The following is a 15,660-nucleotide window of genomic DNA, read 5'->3' as shown; positions in this document are numbered from 1 at the left end:
CCCTCAGTTTGCCAAACCCCGCTGCACCTTCCACGCCAGCGGCAAAGTGAGCAGCAATACGGCCGCCAGCGCCAGCAAGGCCGTGTTCACGCTCGTATGGTCGCCCAGCGCGCCGAACAGCACGGGCGACAGCGCTCCGCCGCCGATGCTGCCCGTGTAGAACAGGGCAAACGCGTGCTCGCGCTTGCCGGGCTCGGCCAGTTCCGGCACGGCGCCGTACAGCACGGACGAGGTGCCGTTCAGCGCCAGCCCCAGCAGGGGCAGCATGGCCATGACGCCGGCCAGCGGCAGCCACAGGGCCAGCACGATCAGCAGCGAGGTCATCGATTCCGTCAGCCACACGGTCTTCATCATGCCGATGCGCGCGCCCAGATAGCCGCACAGCAGCTTGCCGAAGGCGCCGCCCACGAACAGCATTGATAAGGCCACGCCGATGCCGGCCGTGCCCGCCCCCTTGCTTTTCAGCAGGAATGGCAGGAAAGTGAGAAAACCCATGCGCACGGCGCTGTCCAGGGTGCCCGTGGCCAGCAAGGCGCGGAAACTCGCTGGCGAGCCATTACTCGCGATGGGCTTGCTGACTTTTTTCTGGCTGGCCTGGATGTCGCCGGGCTTGGGCAGCAGCCACCACAGCAAGCCGGCCGCCGCCAGCCCCAGCAAGCCCAGCAGCGAGACGCTGGCTTGCCAGCTGCAGACCAATAACAGCAAGCCTACCAGCGCGGGTATCAAGGTCTTGCCGATATCGCCGGCAAAATTGTAGTGCGACAGCGCTTCCTTCACGCCGCCGCCCGCCTCATGCGTATCGGTGACGATGGACGAGGCCAGCGGATGCTGGGTGCTGGCGCCCAGACCGCCCAGCAGCAAGGCGAACAGCAGCACGGCCAGGCCGCCCGCCTGCCCCGCGACCAGGTAGGCGACGCCGGCCAGCGCCGTGCCGCCCACGAGCAGGCGCTCGCGTCCCCAGCGCCTGGCCATGCGGCTGGCCAGCAACTGGAAACCGGCCATCATGCCCGAGTACGAACCGCGCAACAGCCCTACCATGGCATAGCTGATGGCAAACTGCGCCTGCCAGATGGGCAAGAGCACATAGATCACGTCCGTCAAGCCGTCATGCACGGCATGCGCGCTGCAGGCGGCGAACAGCGAACGGCGGCGCAGGGACTTGTCGGTAGCGGTGGACGTGGCGGACAGCGCGGTGGCGGAGGGGTCGGTCATGAATGACGATACATGCGGGAAATCACGAGGCGATCAGCTTACACCAATCGGCGCGGATCATCTTGATTTGGCAACGCCAAGCAAGCTTGCGCCGCACTAGCATTGATTGCCTAGCGCCTGGCGCCACGCCTGCTCGAAGTCCGCCTGGCAAATTTCCACCCCGGAAAACTCGGCATGAGCATTGATCTCGTCTAGCGGTGGGACTGGCACGCTCCCCAGTTCGACAGCCATCGATGCCGCTGTAACATGGGCGAAACCGACGCCGCCACCGATGAAAAATTCCAGTTTGCGCGTTTCATAACCATTACGGTCAAGCTCGGACATCAGGCGCACCGGATCAGCCTTGTTCTCATGGAACCATGTGACGTCGATATAGCGCATCGGAAAATTCCCGCATTGAGAGAAAGATAATGCAAATATAGCATGCCCCAATGGAACTCTGATGCAACTAGCGTCGCTGTCAGCTTCGGTCGAGGCTGACAGCGGCGCAAGGCAAGCCGCCTTACTTATCCTTACTTGGCCATCGCATCCTTGGCCATGCCATCTTTCTTCATTTCATCCTTTTTCATGCCGTCTTTCGCCATGCCATCCTTGGCCATGTGATCCTTTTTCATGTGTTTCTTGGCCATCGGCTTCTTCATACCGTCCTTGCCCATAGCATCCTTGTGCATGGCGTCGGCCGAAGCATCCTTGGCCATCGGATCTTTTTTCATGGCGTCCTGGGCGAAAGCGGCGCCCGACATGAGGATGGCGGAAGCGATGATGGCGGTGATGGTGGTTTTCATGATAAGTCCTTGTCTCAGTGTGGGATGGGCGAGATTGCCCGGTGGTAAAGCTGTTGCTGTGCTACAGGTGTTGCCAAAAGTAATCAAGAGCCGCCGAACCAGTTGTATCCCTGATTCTCCCAATACCCTCCCGGGTAGGAATTCGTGACGAAAATCGCCTGGATGTGCTTGGGGTTCTTGTAGCCCAGCTTGATCGGCATGCGCAGCTTCATCGGGTAGCCATACTTGGGCGGCAATTCCTGGCTGTCATACGTCAGGGCCATGATGGTTTGCGGGTGCAGGGCCGTGGCCATGTCGATGCTCGTAAAATAATCGTCGGCGCACTTGAAGCCGATGTATTTGGCCGTCGTGTCGGCGCCCACCCGCTTGAGGAAGTGGGAAAACGGCACGCCGCCCCACTTGCCGATGGCGCTCCAGCCTTCCACGCAGATGTGGCGCGTCACCTGCGTTTCCTGCGGCAAGGCGCGCAGCTGCGGCAGGGTCCAGGGCTTCTTGTCGGCGATCAAGCCGCTCAGTTCCAGGCGCCAGGCATCGCCATCGACCTCTTCCACTTCATCCTCGCCGTAATACGCGTTGAAGGGAAACGGCCGCGTGATCATGGAATCGGGATACGTGGGCGCCAGCTTGCTCGGATCGAACAGCCAGCCTTGCACCTTGTCATTGAAGCGCGACACTGCCGTCAAGGCTGTCTCGATGCTGGCCGGGTCGCTGGCGTTGCATCCCGTCAGCAAGGACAGGCCGCCCAAGGTCAAGCTGCGCTGCAGGAACAGGCGCCGCGACGGCTGCTTGATCTGGCGCAAGGCGTCGGCCAGCATGGCCTGGCCCTGCTCTTGCACGATGATGGTTTTTTTCATGCTCATCTCCTTTAGCGGCCGCGCAGCATGGCGACCAGGGTGCGCGGCACCAGCGCCACCATCAGCAGGTGCACGCCGACAAAACCCGTCAGCAGCGCCATGGCGATGAAGTGGACCCTGCGCGCGCTCTCGTAGCCGCCCATCAGCTCGCGCAGCAGGGGGAATTGCACGGATTTCCACAGCACGAGGCCGGACAGCACCAGCACGATGCAGTCGAGCATGACGAACAGGTAGGCGGCGCGCTGCACCATGTTGTAGTGGCGCGGGTCAGAATGAGCCAGCTTGCCCTTCAGCGCGGCCATGAAATCGGCCAGCAGCAGTCGCGGCGACAGGGGAAAGAACTGGCGCCGCAGCCGCCCCGAGACGATATTAATGATCAGATACAGCAAGCCATTGGCCACCAGCAGCCACATGGCGGCGAAATGCCACTGCAGCGCGCCGCCGAGCCAGCCGCCCAGGGTCAGGGCACGCGGCAGCTCGAACGGGAAGAATGGCGCCGCGTTATAGATGCGCCAGCCGCTGGTGGCCAGCACGACGACGGCCACGGCATTGAGCCAGTGCGTGATGCGCAGCCAGGCTGGATGGATCACGCTTGCTTGTCCGTTCATCACATCGCTCCCTTCGCGCAGGATGCCGTGCTGACGGCTTGCAGGATGGCGCTGCTGTCGCTGCGCTGCACGAAGGCCACCACTTGCAGCTGCTCCGGGCGCCAGCTGGCGGGCAGCTTGACTTCACGGCGCAGCTGGGCACGGCCTTGCGACATCGCAACTGGCCCCAGCCACAGGCGCACGGCCGCATCGTGATGCAGGGTGGCGCCGCGATTTTCGCCGCGCAGCACTTTGGACACGATGGCGCTTTCGCTGATGGCCACGTACAGTTGGCCGCGCGTCTGCGCGTCCGGCGCGCTGGCATTGGCCTCAAGCACCAGTTTCCCACCGGGCTCCGGCGTGGCGGACAGGCCGATGTTGACGGGCGCGGCGGTGGCGTTGATGCGGCGGATGGCGGCCGGCAGTTGCGTATCCCAGCTGCGCAATTCCGTGCCGCCCACAAAAAACTGCGGCGTATAGGCCACGTGGCGCGGCTGGTGGCGCAGCAATTCGGCCTGGCGCGCATCGAATTGCGCCTGCGCCAGCGGGTCCGTCCAGCCGATCTGGTCCCAGTAGGTGACGTGCAAGGCCAACGGCACGATCAGGCTGGCCGCTCCCGCTTCCTTGCGCAAGGCGCTCAGGCGCTGGTCGGCGGGCGGGCAGCTGGAGCAGCCTTCGCTGCTGTAGAGCTCCACCAGCGCCGCCGTCTGCGGCCCGCTTTGCACGGCGCAGCGCTGGCCGGATACCATTTGCGCCATGGCCGGGGCGACCACAGCCATGCTCAGTACGGGTAAAAGCAGTGTTGCAAGGCGGTGCTTGATGTCCATGGTCGTTACCCGGTATATTGAAATAAGAAGCGTGAATGAAGAAGCGTGCTTGCCTGTCAATTCGCCGCATGCCGCGGATTGGTTACAGCCACCCTCCATTATTTTTTGAATTTATTTTTTTCAACGCCTGTCACCAAAGGCCTGCATGCAACGAATACCTGTAAGCGAACACCTGCATGGCACGGAATTGCGGCTGCATGGCTTGATGCTGCGCGGGCTCGATGGCGATGCGGCGGCCTACCGCAGTTTTTTGCAGGCAAGCAGCCAGCACTTGCGCGCGTTTTTCCGGCGCCGCCTGCTGCGCTGGCCGGACGAGGTGGAAGACCTGGTGCAGGAGTGTCTGCTGGCCATCCACAACCAGCGGTTGACGTATGACACGGGGGTGCCGCTGACGTCGTGGATCCATGCGATCGCGCGCTATAAGTTGATCGACTGGCTGCGCCGGCATGGGCGGCGCGAGGCACAGCACTTGCCGTATGACGAAGAAGATAGCGCGCAGGAACTGTTTTCCAGCGCCGATGCCGAGGCGGCCGAGGCCAGCCGCGACCTGGGCAAGCTGCTGGCCACCTTGCCGGCGCAGCAGCGCGACGCCATCGTGCATACCAAGCTCGACGGCTGGTCCGTGCGCGACACGGCCGCGGCCATGCAGATTTCGGAAGCCAGCGTCAAAGTGGCAGTACATCGCGGCTTGAAGGCACTGGCAGCCAACTTGAGGATAACGACACCATGAAAACCGATGACTTGATATCCATGCTGGCCAACGGCCCCGACGTGGCAGCCGCCCCGCCCCCGGGCACGCACTGGCGTGCCGCGTCCACGTTGGGCGCCGGACTGCTGGCCAGCGTGACGCTGATGGTCATGCTGCTGGGCGTGCGGCCCAATTTGGAACAGCTGGCCCTGCTGCCCGACTTCTGGATCAAGGTCGGTTTCGTCATCTGCCTCTCCCTGGCGGCCTGGCACGTCAGCCGCCGCCTGTGCGTGCCGGGCGCCGCCACGCGCGCCCTGCCCCTGCTGCTCGCCATGCCGCTGCTGCTGATGTGGGCGCTGGGCGCCATCATCCTGCAGGCAGCCCTGCCCGAACAACGCGCCGAGCTTTTCTGGGGCGCCACCTGGCGCAGCTGTCCCTTGCTCATCGCCCTGCTGTCGCTGCCCATCCTGGCCGCTGTGCTGCGCCTGATGCGCCAGCTGGCGCCCACGCGCCTGCGCCTGGCCGGCGCTGCCGCCGGGTTTGCCGCCGGCGCCATGGCGGCCCTCGTGTACTGCCTGCACTGCCCCGAGCTGGCCGCCAGTTTCGTCGGTTTCTGGTACGTGCTGGGCATGCTGGTGCCAACTGCCATCGGCGCGGCCATCGGCCCCAAAGTGCTGGCCTGGTAAGCACACTCTCCCCGCAAGCGGGACGCCGGTCAAGCGGGTTTCGAGCGTCTATCGTATCCATATCCGCATACTCACGCATTCCCACGTGCCCCGTGCACGCCTTCGCAAACGCCGCGACATAGCGCAACAGGCTATCGCCATCACTGGCGGCGGCGTCTCTTCTTGTCCACAAAATATTTTTTCTTACTGACGTGCAATATCCACGTAGATTCGACCTCGTGCGCCAGCCCCCTGACGATCGACGGCCGTTCATTCCGCTGCCTAAAAATAATTTGCAAGGAATGAATCCGATCGTGCTGGCGCCCCGTACAACTGATGCAGCCCCGTAATTCCCGCTAGTCCTACGTATGCACATAACAATCAGGGAGAATCGACATGTCATTGTTACACTCGAAAACCGCACTGGGCGCCGCCCTCCTGGGCAACCTGCTGGCCTTGGCGATCACGCCATCGGCCTTTGCCTCCAGCCACCGCGAAGCGCCGTTCATCACGCAAAACCCCAAGGTCGACGCCACCGACTTCTATATGTTCCGCAGCTATGAAACGGGGCGCGGCGCCTACACCACGCTGGTGGCCGACTATATCCCCCTGCAGGACGCCTACGGCGGGCCGAATTACTTCGCCATGGACCCGAACGCGCTGTACGAAATCCATATCGACAACAATGGCGACGGCAAGGAAGACCTCACCTTCCAGTTCCGTTTCACCAACACCATCAAGGATGGCCAGTTCACCGTGGGCGGCAAGAAGGTCTCGATTCCGCTCGTCATCAATGGCGGCGCCATCGATTCCGTCAACCCGGCCGGCCTGAACGTGCGCGAAACCTATAGCGTGACGGTCGTGCGGGGAGACCGCCGCACGGGCACGCGCAGCAGCGTCACGAATGCCACGGGCGGCGGCACGACCTTCGACAAACCGGTCGACAATATCGGCAACAAGGCCATCCCCAATTACGCCGCGTATGCCGCGCAGCATGTGTACGCCGTCAACATTCCCGGCTGCGCCACGCCGGCGCGCCTGTTCGTCGGCCAGCGCAAGGACCCGTTCGTCGTGAACTTGGGTGAAACGTTCGACTTGATCAACATCAAGGCGCCCGCCACGGAGTTTGCCGCGAATGCGGAGTCGGCCGCCAAGGATGACCTGGCCAAGAAAAACGTCACGGCCATCGAGATGGAAGTGCCGACCGCCTGCCTGACGGCGGGCGCCGACCCTGTCATCGGCGGCTGGACCACGGCCAGCCTGCGCCAGGGACGTTTGCTGAACCCGGCGCCGGGCACGGCCACCGCGGCGTCGAAGGAAGGCGGCGCGTGGGTACAAGTGTCGCGCCTGGGCATGCCGCTGGTAAATGAACTGGTCATCGGCCTGAAAGACAAGGACCGCTTCAACGCCAGCAAGCCGTCGGGCGACGCGCAATTTGCCGATTACGTCACCAACCCCACGGCGCCTGCCCTGGTGGAAGTGCTGTACGGCTCGGCCGGCGCCAAGGCACCCACCAACTTCCCCCGCAACGACCTGGTCGCCACCTTTTTGACGGGCATCAAGGGCGTGAACCAGCCCGTTACCGTGACGGCATCGGAAATGCTGCGCCTGAATACGTCCATCGCCGCCACCAACGTCGGTGCGCAGAACCGCCTCGGCGTCATCGGCGGCGATAACGCGGGCTTCCCGAACGGCCGCCGCCCTGGCGACGACGTGGTCGACGTGGTCCTGCGCGTGGCCATGGGCAAGCTGTGCACCCTGAACATCGGCTGCGCCCCGGCCGACGCTCCCGCCGGCGGGTTGCACTTCACGGATGGCGCCTTCCTCGACGAAACGTCGTTCACGGCAGGCTTCCCCTACCTGAAAAATCCCGTGGCCGGTTCGCCGCAGCTGTAACCAGGAGAACGTGATGAAAAAGCTCTATGTATGCGGCGCCCTGGCGCTCACGGCCCTGCTGGCCGGCTGCGGTGGCGGCGGCAGCAGCCACGGTGGCGATAATGGCGACGGCGGCGTCAATCCTCCGCCCGTCGTCCTGCTTGACGCATTTTATGTGGCCGTCAGCAACGTCATCCTGACCACCAGCGATGACAAGGATGGCGTCGGCATCGACGCCATCATGGCGACGTCTCCGGACAATACGGAGCCGGTGCCTCTGTAAGCCCCATCGGGCGCCGGGGAGTCAGCTCCCCGGCGCCCGTACCCATTCCCGTCGATGGCGTCCACGATGAAAACACCGATTTCCCTGCTGTGCGCCTGTTTGCCCTTGCTGGCATGGGCCGCGCCCTACACGCCGAAAGATGGCAGCGCCGTCATCGAACAGCTGCCGCGCCGCGCCGACGCCACGCAACTGGCCCTGCGCGGCCTGCGCCAGCAACTGGACGCCAAACCACAAGACCTGGCCCTGGCCAGCGGCCTGGCGCAACGCTACATCGCGCTGGCGCGCAGCGAAACGGACCCGCGCTACCTGGGCTACGCGCAAGCGGCGCTGGCACCGTGGTGGCGGCAAGCGGCGCCGCCCGTCCCCGTGCGCCTGCTGCGCGCCACCATTTTGCAAAGCACCCACCATTTCGGCCCCGCGCTGCAGGATCTCGACGCCGTCATCGCGCAGGAGCCGGCCAACGGGCAAGCGTGGCTGACGCGCGCCACCGTGCTCACCGTGCAGGGCGACTATGCGAAAGCGACCGCCAGCTGCGCCCGGCTGTCCGCCTTGACAACGCAGCTCGTCACCGTCACCTGCCTTGCCAATATCGCCAGCGTCACGGGCCGCGCCGCCGCCAGCGAGCGTTTGCTGGACCTGACCTTGCAGCGTAGCGCCGGCGCGGCGCCCGAACTGGAAAGCTGGGCCGCAACCCTGCTGGCGGAAATGGCCACCCGGCGCGGAGAGTGGGCGTTGGCCGAGGCGCGCTACACCAAGGCGCTGGCGCAGCAGCCGCGCGACAGCTATCTGCTGGGCGCCTACGCGGATTTCCTGCTCGACCGGCAGCGCCCGCAGGAAGTCGCCAAGCTGCTGAAAGAGCAGCAGCGCATCGATGCCCTGCTGCTGCGCTACGCGCTGGCCCTGCAGGCGCAGCCTGGTCAGCAGCCGGCCTTCCTGGCGGCGAAAGCGGAGCTGGCGGCCCGCTTCAACGCGGCCATGCAGCGCGGCGACACCGTGCACCAGCGCGAACAGGCCCGCTTCGCCCTGTTTTTGCAGCAGGATATTCCCGCCGCCCTGCAACTGGCGCAGAAAAACTGGGCCATCCAGAAGGAAGTCCCCGACATGCGCATCTTGCTGGAAGCATCGCTGGCCGCACGCAACTATACGGCGGCACAGCCCGTGCTGGCCTGGATCGCGGCCAATGGCGTGGAAGACGTGGCCTTGCAGCGGCTCGTCAGGCAGCTGGGGCCGCAGGATGATGCGAAAATCAGTTCTGCGAAGAAAGCAGGTGCGCTATGAAACGCTGCCTTTTCATCCTGCTGCTATGCGCCTGGCTCGCGCCCGCACAAGCCCACAAGCCCAGCGACAGCTACCTGAGCCTGGAGATCCACGGCCAGCAGATCGAGGGACAATGGGATATCGCCCTGCGCGACCTCGATTTCGCCATCGGCCTCGATGGCAACGGCGACGGCGCCCTGACCTGGGATGAAATCCGCGCGCGCCACGAGGCCATCGCCGCGTACGCGCTGCAGCGCCTGCAAGTGGCCAGCGACCAGGGCGCGTGCCCCTTGAAAGCCGTCGAGCAGCTGATCGACAACCATACGGACGGCGCCTACAGCGTGCTGCGCTTCCAGGCCAGCTGCCCCGGCGCTGCGCCGGCCAGTCTCGCCATCGGCTACACCTTGTTCGCCGACCTCGATCCGCAGCACAAGGGACTCGTCAAAATCGATAGCGGTGGCAATACGCAAACGGCCATCTTCGACCCGGACAGCCCGCGCCAGACGCTTTCCCTGGCCGCGCCCGACCGCCTGGCGCAGTTCGGCGCCTATGTGAAACACGGCGTCTGGCATATCTGGATCGGCTACGACCATATTTTGTTTTTGCTGTCCTTGCTGCTGCCGGCCGTGCTGCTGCCTCAAGCCCACCAGTCCACACGCTCAAACGTGCCGCAGAATCCGTTGCCCCCCGCAGCGGAGAGCCGGGGTCGGACCCGGCGGGTCCGACCCCAGGTCTTGAGCTGGGGGTTAAGAGGCGCATTCATCGACGTACTGAAAGTCGTCACGGCATTTACGCTTGCCCATTCCATCACCCTGACCCTGGCCAGCCTGTCGCTCATCTCGCTGCCATCGCGCTGGGTGGAATCGGCGATCGCCACCTCCGTGATCCTGGCCGCGCTGAACAACCTGCTGCCGCTGTTCCGCGGCAAGCGCCCCGTGGCCGCCTTCGCGTTTGGGTTGATCCACGGTTTCGGCTTTGCCAGCGTGCTGCGCGACCTGGGCTTGCCGCAGGGTTCCCTGATGGTCAGCCTGCTGGGCTTTAACGTGGGCGTGGAACTGGGCCAACTGGCCATCGTCGCCGCGTTCCTGCCCGCCGCCTGGCTGCTGCGCAAGACGTGGCTGTACCGGCAGGTGCTGACCGTCGGTTCGCTGGCCATCGCCCTGGTGGCGGCCGTCTGGCTGGTGGAGAGAGTGGTCGACATCAAGCTGATTTCAAGCTGATGGCGTTGTTGGACAGCCACTAGCCGGCCACAAGCGAGCCACAAGCGCGCACAACCGGGCTACAATACGAACAATTCTCAATCGCATCAAGGCCTGTTTGTCCGCGGACCATGGCATGGAAAGGTTGCATGCTACGCCCCGAACTGGAACTGCATCGACAAATCGAAGTGCTCTACAGCGACCACCACGGCTGGCTGCAGGGCTGGCTGCGCCGCAAGCTGGGCAACGCCTTCGATGCGGCCGACCTGGCGCACGACACGTATCTGCGCATCCTCGCGCGGGGCCGCGCGCCCGGCCGCGACGAATCACGCCAGCACCTGGCGCAGATCGCCAATGGCCTCGTGGTCGACCTGTTCCGCCGCCGGCATATCGAATCAGCCTACGCGGACGCCATCGCCGCGCAGCCGGAAGCGGCCGCACCCACGCCGGAAATGCGCGCGCTGATCGTCGAGGCACTGATGGAAATCGATGCTATCCTCGCCAGCCTGCCCGCTAAAGTGCGCGACGCCTTCTTGCTGTGCAAGCTCGAAGGCATGGGCTACGCCGACATCGCCGCGCGCCTGGACGTTTCCGTCTCGTCGGTGGAAAAATACATCGCCCGCGCGCTGCTGGCCTGCTGCGCGGCGCAATTCGCATGAGCTCCCAGCTGGACAGCGCCCCCATCGCCCCCGCCGCGCTGCAGCGCGCCGCCGAGTGGATGGCGCGGCTGTGGGCGGAAGACGCCAGCGCGGCCGATGCCGACGCCTGCGCCGCCTGGCGCGCCGCCCACCCCGAACACGAACGGGCCTGGGCCCGGCTGCAGCGCTTCGCCCGGCAATTCGACACTTTGCCGCGCGACGTGGCGCGCAGCGCCCTGGCGCCGGCGCCGGCGCCGCGCCATGCCGCCGGCCGCCGGCGCGCCCTGCAACTGCTGGGGCTGATCGCAGCGGGCGGGGGCACGGCCCTGCTGGCGCACGAAACGGACTTGTGGCAGCGCGCCGCCAGCGACTACCGCACGTCGGTCGGCGAGACGCGCACCATCGTGCTGGCCGACGGCACGCAAGTGGTGCTCGACACGGCCAGCGCCATCGACGTGCGCTACGGCGCCAATGAACGGCGCATCGTGCTGCACGCGGGCGCCATCCTCGTCACCAGCGCGCACGAAACGGCGCCCGTCTACCGTCCGCTGCTGGTGGCAACGCCGCAAGGCACGGCCACGGCGCTGGGCACGCGCTTCAGTGTGCGCCTCGATGACGGCGACAGCCGTGTCGCCGTGTTCCAAGGGGCAGTCGCCCTGCAGCCGATGCAGGACGGCGCCCCCTCGCTGCACCTGCAGGCGGGCCAGCAGGCTGGCTACACGCGCCTGGAAGTACAAGATGTGACGAACGTCGAAAACAGCGCCGCCGCCTGGACCGATGGCAGCCTGGTGGCCGAGCGCATGCCCCTGGACGAGCTGCTGGCCGAGCTGGGGCGCTACCGCCACGGCGTGCTGCGCTGCGACGAATCGATCGCCGGCCTGCGCGTGACGGGCGTGTATTCGCTGCGCGACACGGACCGCTCGCTGGCCAACCTGGCCGCCAGCCTGCCCGTGCAGCTGGTTTACCGCACGCGCTACTGGGTCAGCGTGGGGCCGCGCCAGGCCATCTGAAAAAATAAGTGAAAAAACGTTGAGGGTTTTGGCTTTTCGTTCGGAATACGGGAAGAACCGATTTTTTCCCGCCACTTTCCAAGGATTTGCACCATGCCCCCTCGCCTGACCGCACCTGCGCACAAACTGCGTCCGTTCCCCCTCGCCGCCGCCATCCAGGCCCTCTTCCTCGCAGGCGCCGCCGTGGGCGCCGTCGCCGTCACGGCCCCTGCCGCCCACGCGCAGACGTTAGAGAGTACGCAAGCGAAGCGCCAGTACGCGGTCCCCGCCGGACCGCTGGAACGGGCCTTGACCACGTTCGCCAGCGCGGCCGGCGTCGAACTGTCGGCCGACGCGGCCCTGTTGCAGGGCAAGCGCAGCGGCGGCCTGGCGGGCAGCTACACGGTGCGTCAGGGTTTCGAGGAACTGCTGCGCGGCCAGGGCGTGCGCGTGGTGGCGGGCGCCAACGGCGCGTACGCGCTGCGGGCGGAGACTGCACCGGCACCGGCAGCCACGCCGGCCCAGGCCAGCGCCACCCTGCCCGCCATCACCATCAATGCCAGCAGCGAACGCGAAACGGCGACGGGTCCCGTGCGCGGCTATGTGGCGCGGCGCGCCGGCTCGGCCACCAAGACGGATACGGCGCTCAATGAAAACCCGCAATCCGTGTCGGTGGTCACGGCCGATGAAATCAGCGACCGCAATGCCGAATCGCTCGACGAAACCCTGCGCTACACGGCCGGCGTGACGCCGAACCAGCGCCCGCTGGGCAGCGACGATTCCTCGCTGCTGCGCGGCTTCACCATCGAGACGAACGGCATCCTGCAAGATGGCTTGCGCAATTCGGGCCGCACTTTTGGCGCCTCGATCGAGCCATACGGACTGGAACGCCTGGAAGTGCTGCGCGGCCCCGCGTCCGTGCTGTACGGGCAAATTCCGCCGGGCGGCATGGTCAACGCTGTCAGCAAGCGTCCCAGCGCGGATGCCGTGCGCGAAGTGGGAATTGAATACGGCAGCTACCAGCGCCGCCAGCTGAAAGCCGACGTGGGCGGCACCCTCGACACGCCGGGCGCCTGGACCTACCGGGTCGTCACGCTGGGCCGCGAAGCCCATACGCGGCTGGACCGCGACCGCGATAACCGCCTGTACTTCGCCCCCTCGCTCACCTGGCAGGCGGGACCCGCCACGCGGTTGACCCTGCTGGCCCGCTACGAGCAGGACAACCAGCAGTACGCGTTTCCCAACCAGCTGCTGGTGCCTGGCCCGCGCGGCCAGGTCGACCCAAGTCTGAACCTGATGGGCGACGACAACCGTTTCAAGCGCCGCAACACCATGCTGGGCTACGAGTTCGAGCACACATTCAACGATACGTGGTCGCTGCGCCAGAACCTGCGCTACACGCGCCTGAAGAACGACCGCACGGACATGTTTCCCCTGGGCCTGAATGACGATGGCACGGTGGAGCGCTATTTCATGCCTGTCGATACGGCGTCGAAAAGCCTGTTCGCCGATACGCAGCTGCAGGCGAAGTTTGCCACGGGCGGCCTGACGCACCAGGTGCTGCTGGGCGTCGACTACGCGAACATCCGCAACACGGACGACTACCGCCACCAGCGGGGCTTCATCGAGCCGCTCGACCTGTACCAGCCCGTGTACGGCAAGCAGCCCCTGGTTGCGGCCAAGGCGCCCACGCGCGCCGAAGCGCCGTCGCGCCAGCTGGGCCTGTACGCGCAGGATCAATTGAAATGGGACCGCTGGGTCGTCACGGCGGGCCTGCGCCGCGACAAGGCCACGCAATCGCGCGACGTCACGGACCTCAATACCGGCGCCGTCAAACCCGACTACCACCAGTCGCCATCGGCCACCACGGGCCGCCTGGGCGCCGTCTACCTGTTCGATGGCGGCTGGGCCCCGTATGTCAGCTATGCCAGTTCATTCTCGCCCGAACTGGGCACGGCGATGGGCGGCGGCGCCTTGAAACCGTCGCGCGGCAAGCAGTTTGAAGCCGGAGTCCGCTACGAACCCGTGGGCCAGCGCGCCAGCTATACGGCAGCCGTGTTCGACCTGGTGCGCGACAATGTCTCCACGTCCGACATCGGGAATCCGGGTTTCCTGCTGCAGACGGGCCAGGTCAAGTCGCGCGGCGTCGAACTGGAAGCGCGCACGGAGTTCGCCAGCCGTCTGAGCCTGATCGCCCAGTACACCTACCTCGATACGGAAGTCAGAAAGAGCAATAACGGCGACCTGGGTTTGCAGCAAGCGGGCGCGCCGCGCCATAGCGCCTCGGCCTGGGCCCGACAATCGTTCACGCTGGCCGGCAGCCTGCCCGCGTATGCGGCGCTGGGCATGCGTTTTCTCGGCGCCATGCGCTCGAATTCCGACGGCGAAAACCTGAACATCCGCAATGGCGGCATCACGCAGTGGGATGCGGCGCTGGGCGTGTCGCGCGGGCCGTGGCAATTTGCCCTCAACGTCAACAATGTACTGAACAAGCAGACCCTGTATGACTGCGGCTACCTGCCCAACCTGTGCTACCGCAATGCGGAACGCACGGCCAACGTCAGCGCCATGTACCGCTTCTGATGCCATCGCTGCACATGCGCCCCGTCCTGGCGGCGCTGCACCGCTATGCGGGCCTGCTGATGGCCGGCTTCCTCATCGTGACCGGCGTGACGGGCAGCGCGCTCGCGTGGAAGGATGAACTGGAGGCGGCCATGCTGCCCGCCGTCTTCCGCGTGGCGCCGCCCACGCCTGGTGCGGCGCCGCTCGACGCCCTGCTGCTGCGCGAGACGATCGCCGCACGCTTTCCCCAGGCGCAGGTCAGCTACGCGCCGCTGTCGGCGCCACAAGGCCACAGCATGGTGTTCTACCTGCGCCAGTCCGGCAATGCGCCGCTGGCCAGCGACGAAGTGTTCGTCGATCCCTACACGGGGGCCGTGCTGGGTCAGCGCCGCTGGGGCGAAATCAGCGAGGGCGCCATCAACCTGCTGCCCTTCATCGAGCGCCTGCATTACGCGCTGGCGCTGGGCGACACGGGCTTGCTGATGTTCGGCCTGATCGCCATCGTGTGGACGGTCGACTGCTTCATCGGCGCCGCCCTGACCTTTCCCGCCCGCCTGAAAAAACGCTCGCCGGGCAGCAAACCGTGGCTGCTGCGCTGGCGCCCGTCATGGCTGCTGCGCCGCAACGGCGGCAGCTATAAACTGGTGTTCGACCTGCACCGCGCGGGCGGCCTGTGGCTGTGGGCCATGCTGCTGGTGTTTGCCTGGAGCGGCGTCGCCTTCAACCTGTACGGCGCCTATGCGGCCGTCATGCATCCGCTGTTTGCCCACCAGGGTGCCGAGGAAATCGTCGCGCGGCACACGCCGTCGCCGGGGCCGCAGCTGGACTGGCAGGCCGCGCGCACGCAGGGCCGCCAGTTGATGGACGCGCTGGCGCGCCAGCACGCATTCACCATCATCGAGGAAAACGCGCTGGCCTACGAACGCGCGCTGGGTGTGTACAGCTACAACGTGCGCAGCAGCCGCGACGTGCGCGCTCACAAGGGCCTCACCACCGTCTTTTTCGACGCGGCCAGCGGCCGGCAACTGGCCACCTGGCTACCCACGGGCGCGGCCAGCGGCGACACCATCCGCAGCTGGATCAGCGCCCTGCACATGGCCTCGATGTGGGGCTGGCCTTTCAAACTGTTCATTTGCGCCATGGGCGTGCTGGTGGCGGGCCTGAGCGTGACAGGCGTGCTGATCTGGCGCCGCAAGCGCCAGGGACAAGCCAGGGCCAAAGCGCTAAGTCATTAATTAG

The 15,660-nt window shown here is 65.7% G+C and carries 16 protein-coding genes; 10 read left to right on the top strand and 6 right to left on the bottom strand.

Annotated elements, in window-relative coordinates:
- Positions 1-3: 3 nt before the first annotated feature.
- The 6 genes from V3C40_RS03115 to V3C40_RS03090 form a co-directional block, all read right to left on the bottom strand.
- Positions 4-1,212, bottom strand: coding sequence for an MFS transporter (locus tag V3C40_RS03115; protein ID WP_331776480.1), 1,209 nt, complete (start codon positions 1,210-1,212; stop codon positions 4-6).
- Between the two features lie 96 nt (positions 1,213-1,308).
- Positions 1,309-1,593 (bottom strand): DUF6881 domain-containing protein, encoded by a 285-nt coding sequence (locus V3C40_RS03110; RefSeq protein ID WP_331776479.1) that lies wholly within the window; start codon positions 1,591-1,593, stop codon positions 1,309-1,311.
- Positions 1,594-1,724: 131 nt separating this feature from the next.
- Positions 1,725-1,997: a pentapeptide MXKDX repeat protein gene (locus tag V3C40_RS03105; protein ID WP_046682828.1), complete on the bottom strand. Its 273-nt coding sequence runs from the start codon at positions 1,995-1,997 to the stop codon at positions 1,725-1,727.
- Between the two features lie 83 nt (positions 1,998-2,080).
- Entirely contained in the window at positions 2,081-2,857 is a 777-nt protein-coding gene (locus V3C40_RS03100; protein WP_331776478.1) for a molybdopterin-dependent oxidoreductase, read from the bottom strand.
- Between the two features lie 5 nt (positions 2,858-2,862).
- Positions 2,863-3,459: a cytochrome b/b6 domain-containing protein gene (locus V3C40_RS03095; protein WP_331776477.1), complete on the bottom strand. Its 597-nt coding sequence runs from the start codon at positions 3,457-3,459 to the stop codon at positions 2,863-2,865.
- Complete coding sequence (locus tag V3C40_RS03090; protein ID WP_331776476.1) at positions 3,459-4,265, bottom strand: DUF1223 domain-containing protein; 807 nt, start codon at positions 4,263-4,265, stop codon at positions 3,459-3,461. The genes V3C40_RS03095 and V3C40_RS03090 overlap by 1 nt, the downstream gene beginning before the upstream one ends.
- Positions 4,266-4,410: 145 nt before the next feature.
- On the opposite strand from V3C40_RS03090, the gene V3C40_RS03085 reads away from it, so the two are divergent.
- From V3C40_RS03085 to V3C40_RS03040, 10 genes are all read left to right on the top strand, one after another.
- Complete coding sequence (locus V3C40_RS03085) at positions 4,411-4,995, top strand: sigma-70 family RNA polymerase sigma factor (RefSeq protein ID WP_219328919.1); 585 nt, start codon at positions 4,411-4,413, stop codon at positions 4,993-4,995.
- Positions 4,992-5,639, top strand: coding sequence for a DUF1109 domain-containing protein (locus V3C40_RS03080; RefSeq protein WP_331776475.1), 648 nt, complete (start codon positions 4,992-4,994; stop codon positions 5,637-5,639). Before V3C40_RS03085 ends, V3C40_RS03080 begins: the two co-directional genes overlap by 4 nt.
- 375 nt (positions 5,640-6,014) lie before the next feature.
- Positions 6,015-7,514, top strand: a complete 1,500-nt coding sequence (locus V3C40_RS03075; protein WP_081368009.1) for a DUF4331 domain-containing protein — start codon at positions 6,015-6,017, stop codon at positions 7,512-7,514.
- 13 nt (positions 7,515-7,527) lie between these two features.
- The gene (locus tag V3C40_RS03070) at positions 7,528-7,776 is read left to right on the top strand and encodes a hypothetical protein (RefSeq protein WP_128143105.1); all 249 of its coding nucleotides are present in this window, start codon (positions 7,528-7,530) and stop codon (positions 7,774-7,776) included.
- Between the two features lie 66 nt (positions 7,777-7,842).
- Positions 7,843-9,054 carry a hypothetical protein gene (locus V3C40_RS03065; RefSeq protein WP_331776474.1) on the top strand — a complete coding sequence of 404 codons (1,212 nt, stop codon included), beginning with the start codon at positions 7,843-7,845 and terminating at the stop codon, positions 9,052-9,054.
- The gene (locus tag V3C40_RS03060; RefSeq protein WP_331776473.1) at positions 9,051-10,253 is read left to right on the top strand and encodes a HupE/UreJ family protein; all 1,203 of its coding nucleotides are present in this window, start codon (positions 9,051-9,053) and stop codon (positions 10,251-10,253) included. Before V3C40_RS03065 ends, V3C40_RS03060 begins: the two co-directional genes overlap by 4 nt.
- Before the next feature lie 128 nt (positions 10,254-10,381).
- Positions 10,382-10,891, top strand: a complete 510-nt coding sequence (locus V3C40_RS03055; RefSeq protein WP_219328914.1) for a sigma-70 family RNA polymerase sigma factor — start codon at positions 10,382-10,384, stop codon at positions 10,889-10,891.
- Positions 10,888-11,880: a FecR family protein gene (locus tag V3C40_RS03050; protein WP_331776472.1), complete on the top strand. Its 993-nt coding sequence runs from the start codon at positions 10,888-10,890 to the stop codon at positions 11,878-11,880. Before V3C40_RS03055 ends, V3C40_RS03050 begins: the two co-directional genes overlap by 4 nt.
- Positions 11,881-11,973: 93 nt before the next feature.
- Positions 11,974-14,442 carry a TonB-dependent siderophore receptor gene (locus V3C40_RS03045; RefSeq protein ID WP_331776471.1) on the top strand — a complete coding sequence of 823 codons (2,469 nt, stop codon included), beginning with the start codon at positions 11,974-11,976 and terminating at the stop codon, positions 14,440-14,442.
- Positions 14,442-15,656 (top strand): PepSY-associated TM helix domain-containing protein, encoded by a 1,215-nt coding sequence (locus tag V3C40_RS03040; protein ID WP_331776470.1) that lies wholly within the window; start codon positions 14,442-14,444, stop codon positions 15,654-15,656. Before V3C40_RS03045 ends, V3C40_RS03040 begins: the two co-directional genes overlap by 1 nt.
- Positions 15,657-15,660: the final 4 nt, after the last annotated feature.

The organism is Janthinobacterium sp. LS2A, assembly GCF_036543145.1.
GTDB classification, from domain to species: domain Bacteria; phylum Pseudomonadota; class Gammaproteobacteria; order Burkholderiales; family Burkholderiaceae_D; genus Janthinobacterium; species Janthinobacterium aestuarii.
This window is presented reverse-complemented; position numbering and strand designations above follow the sequence as displayed.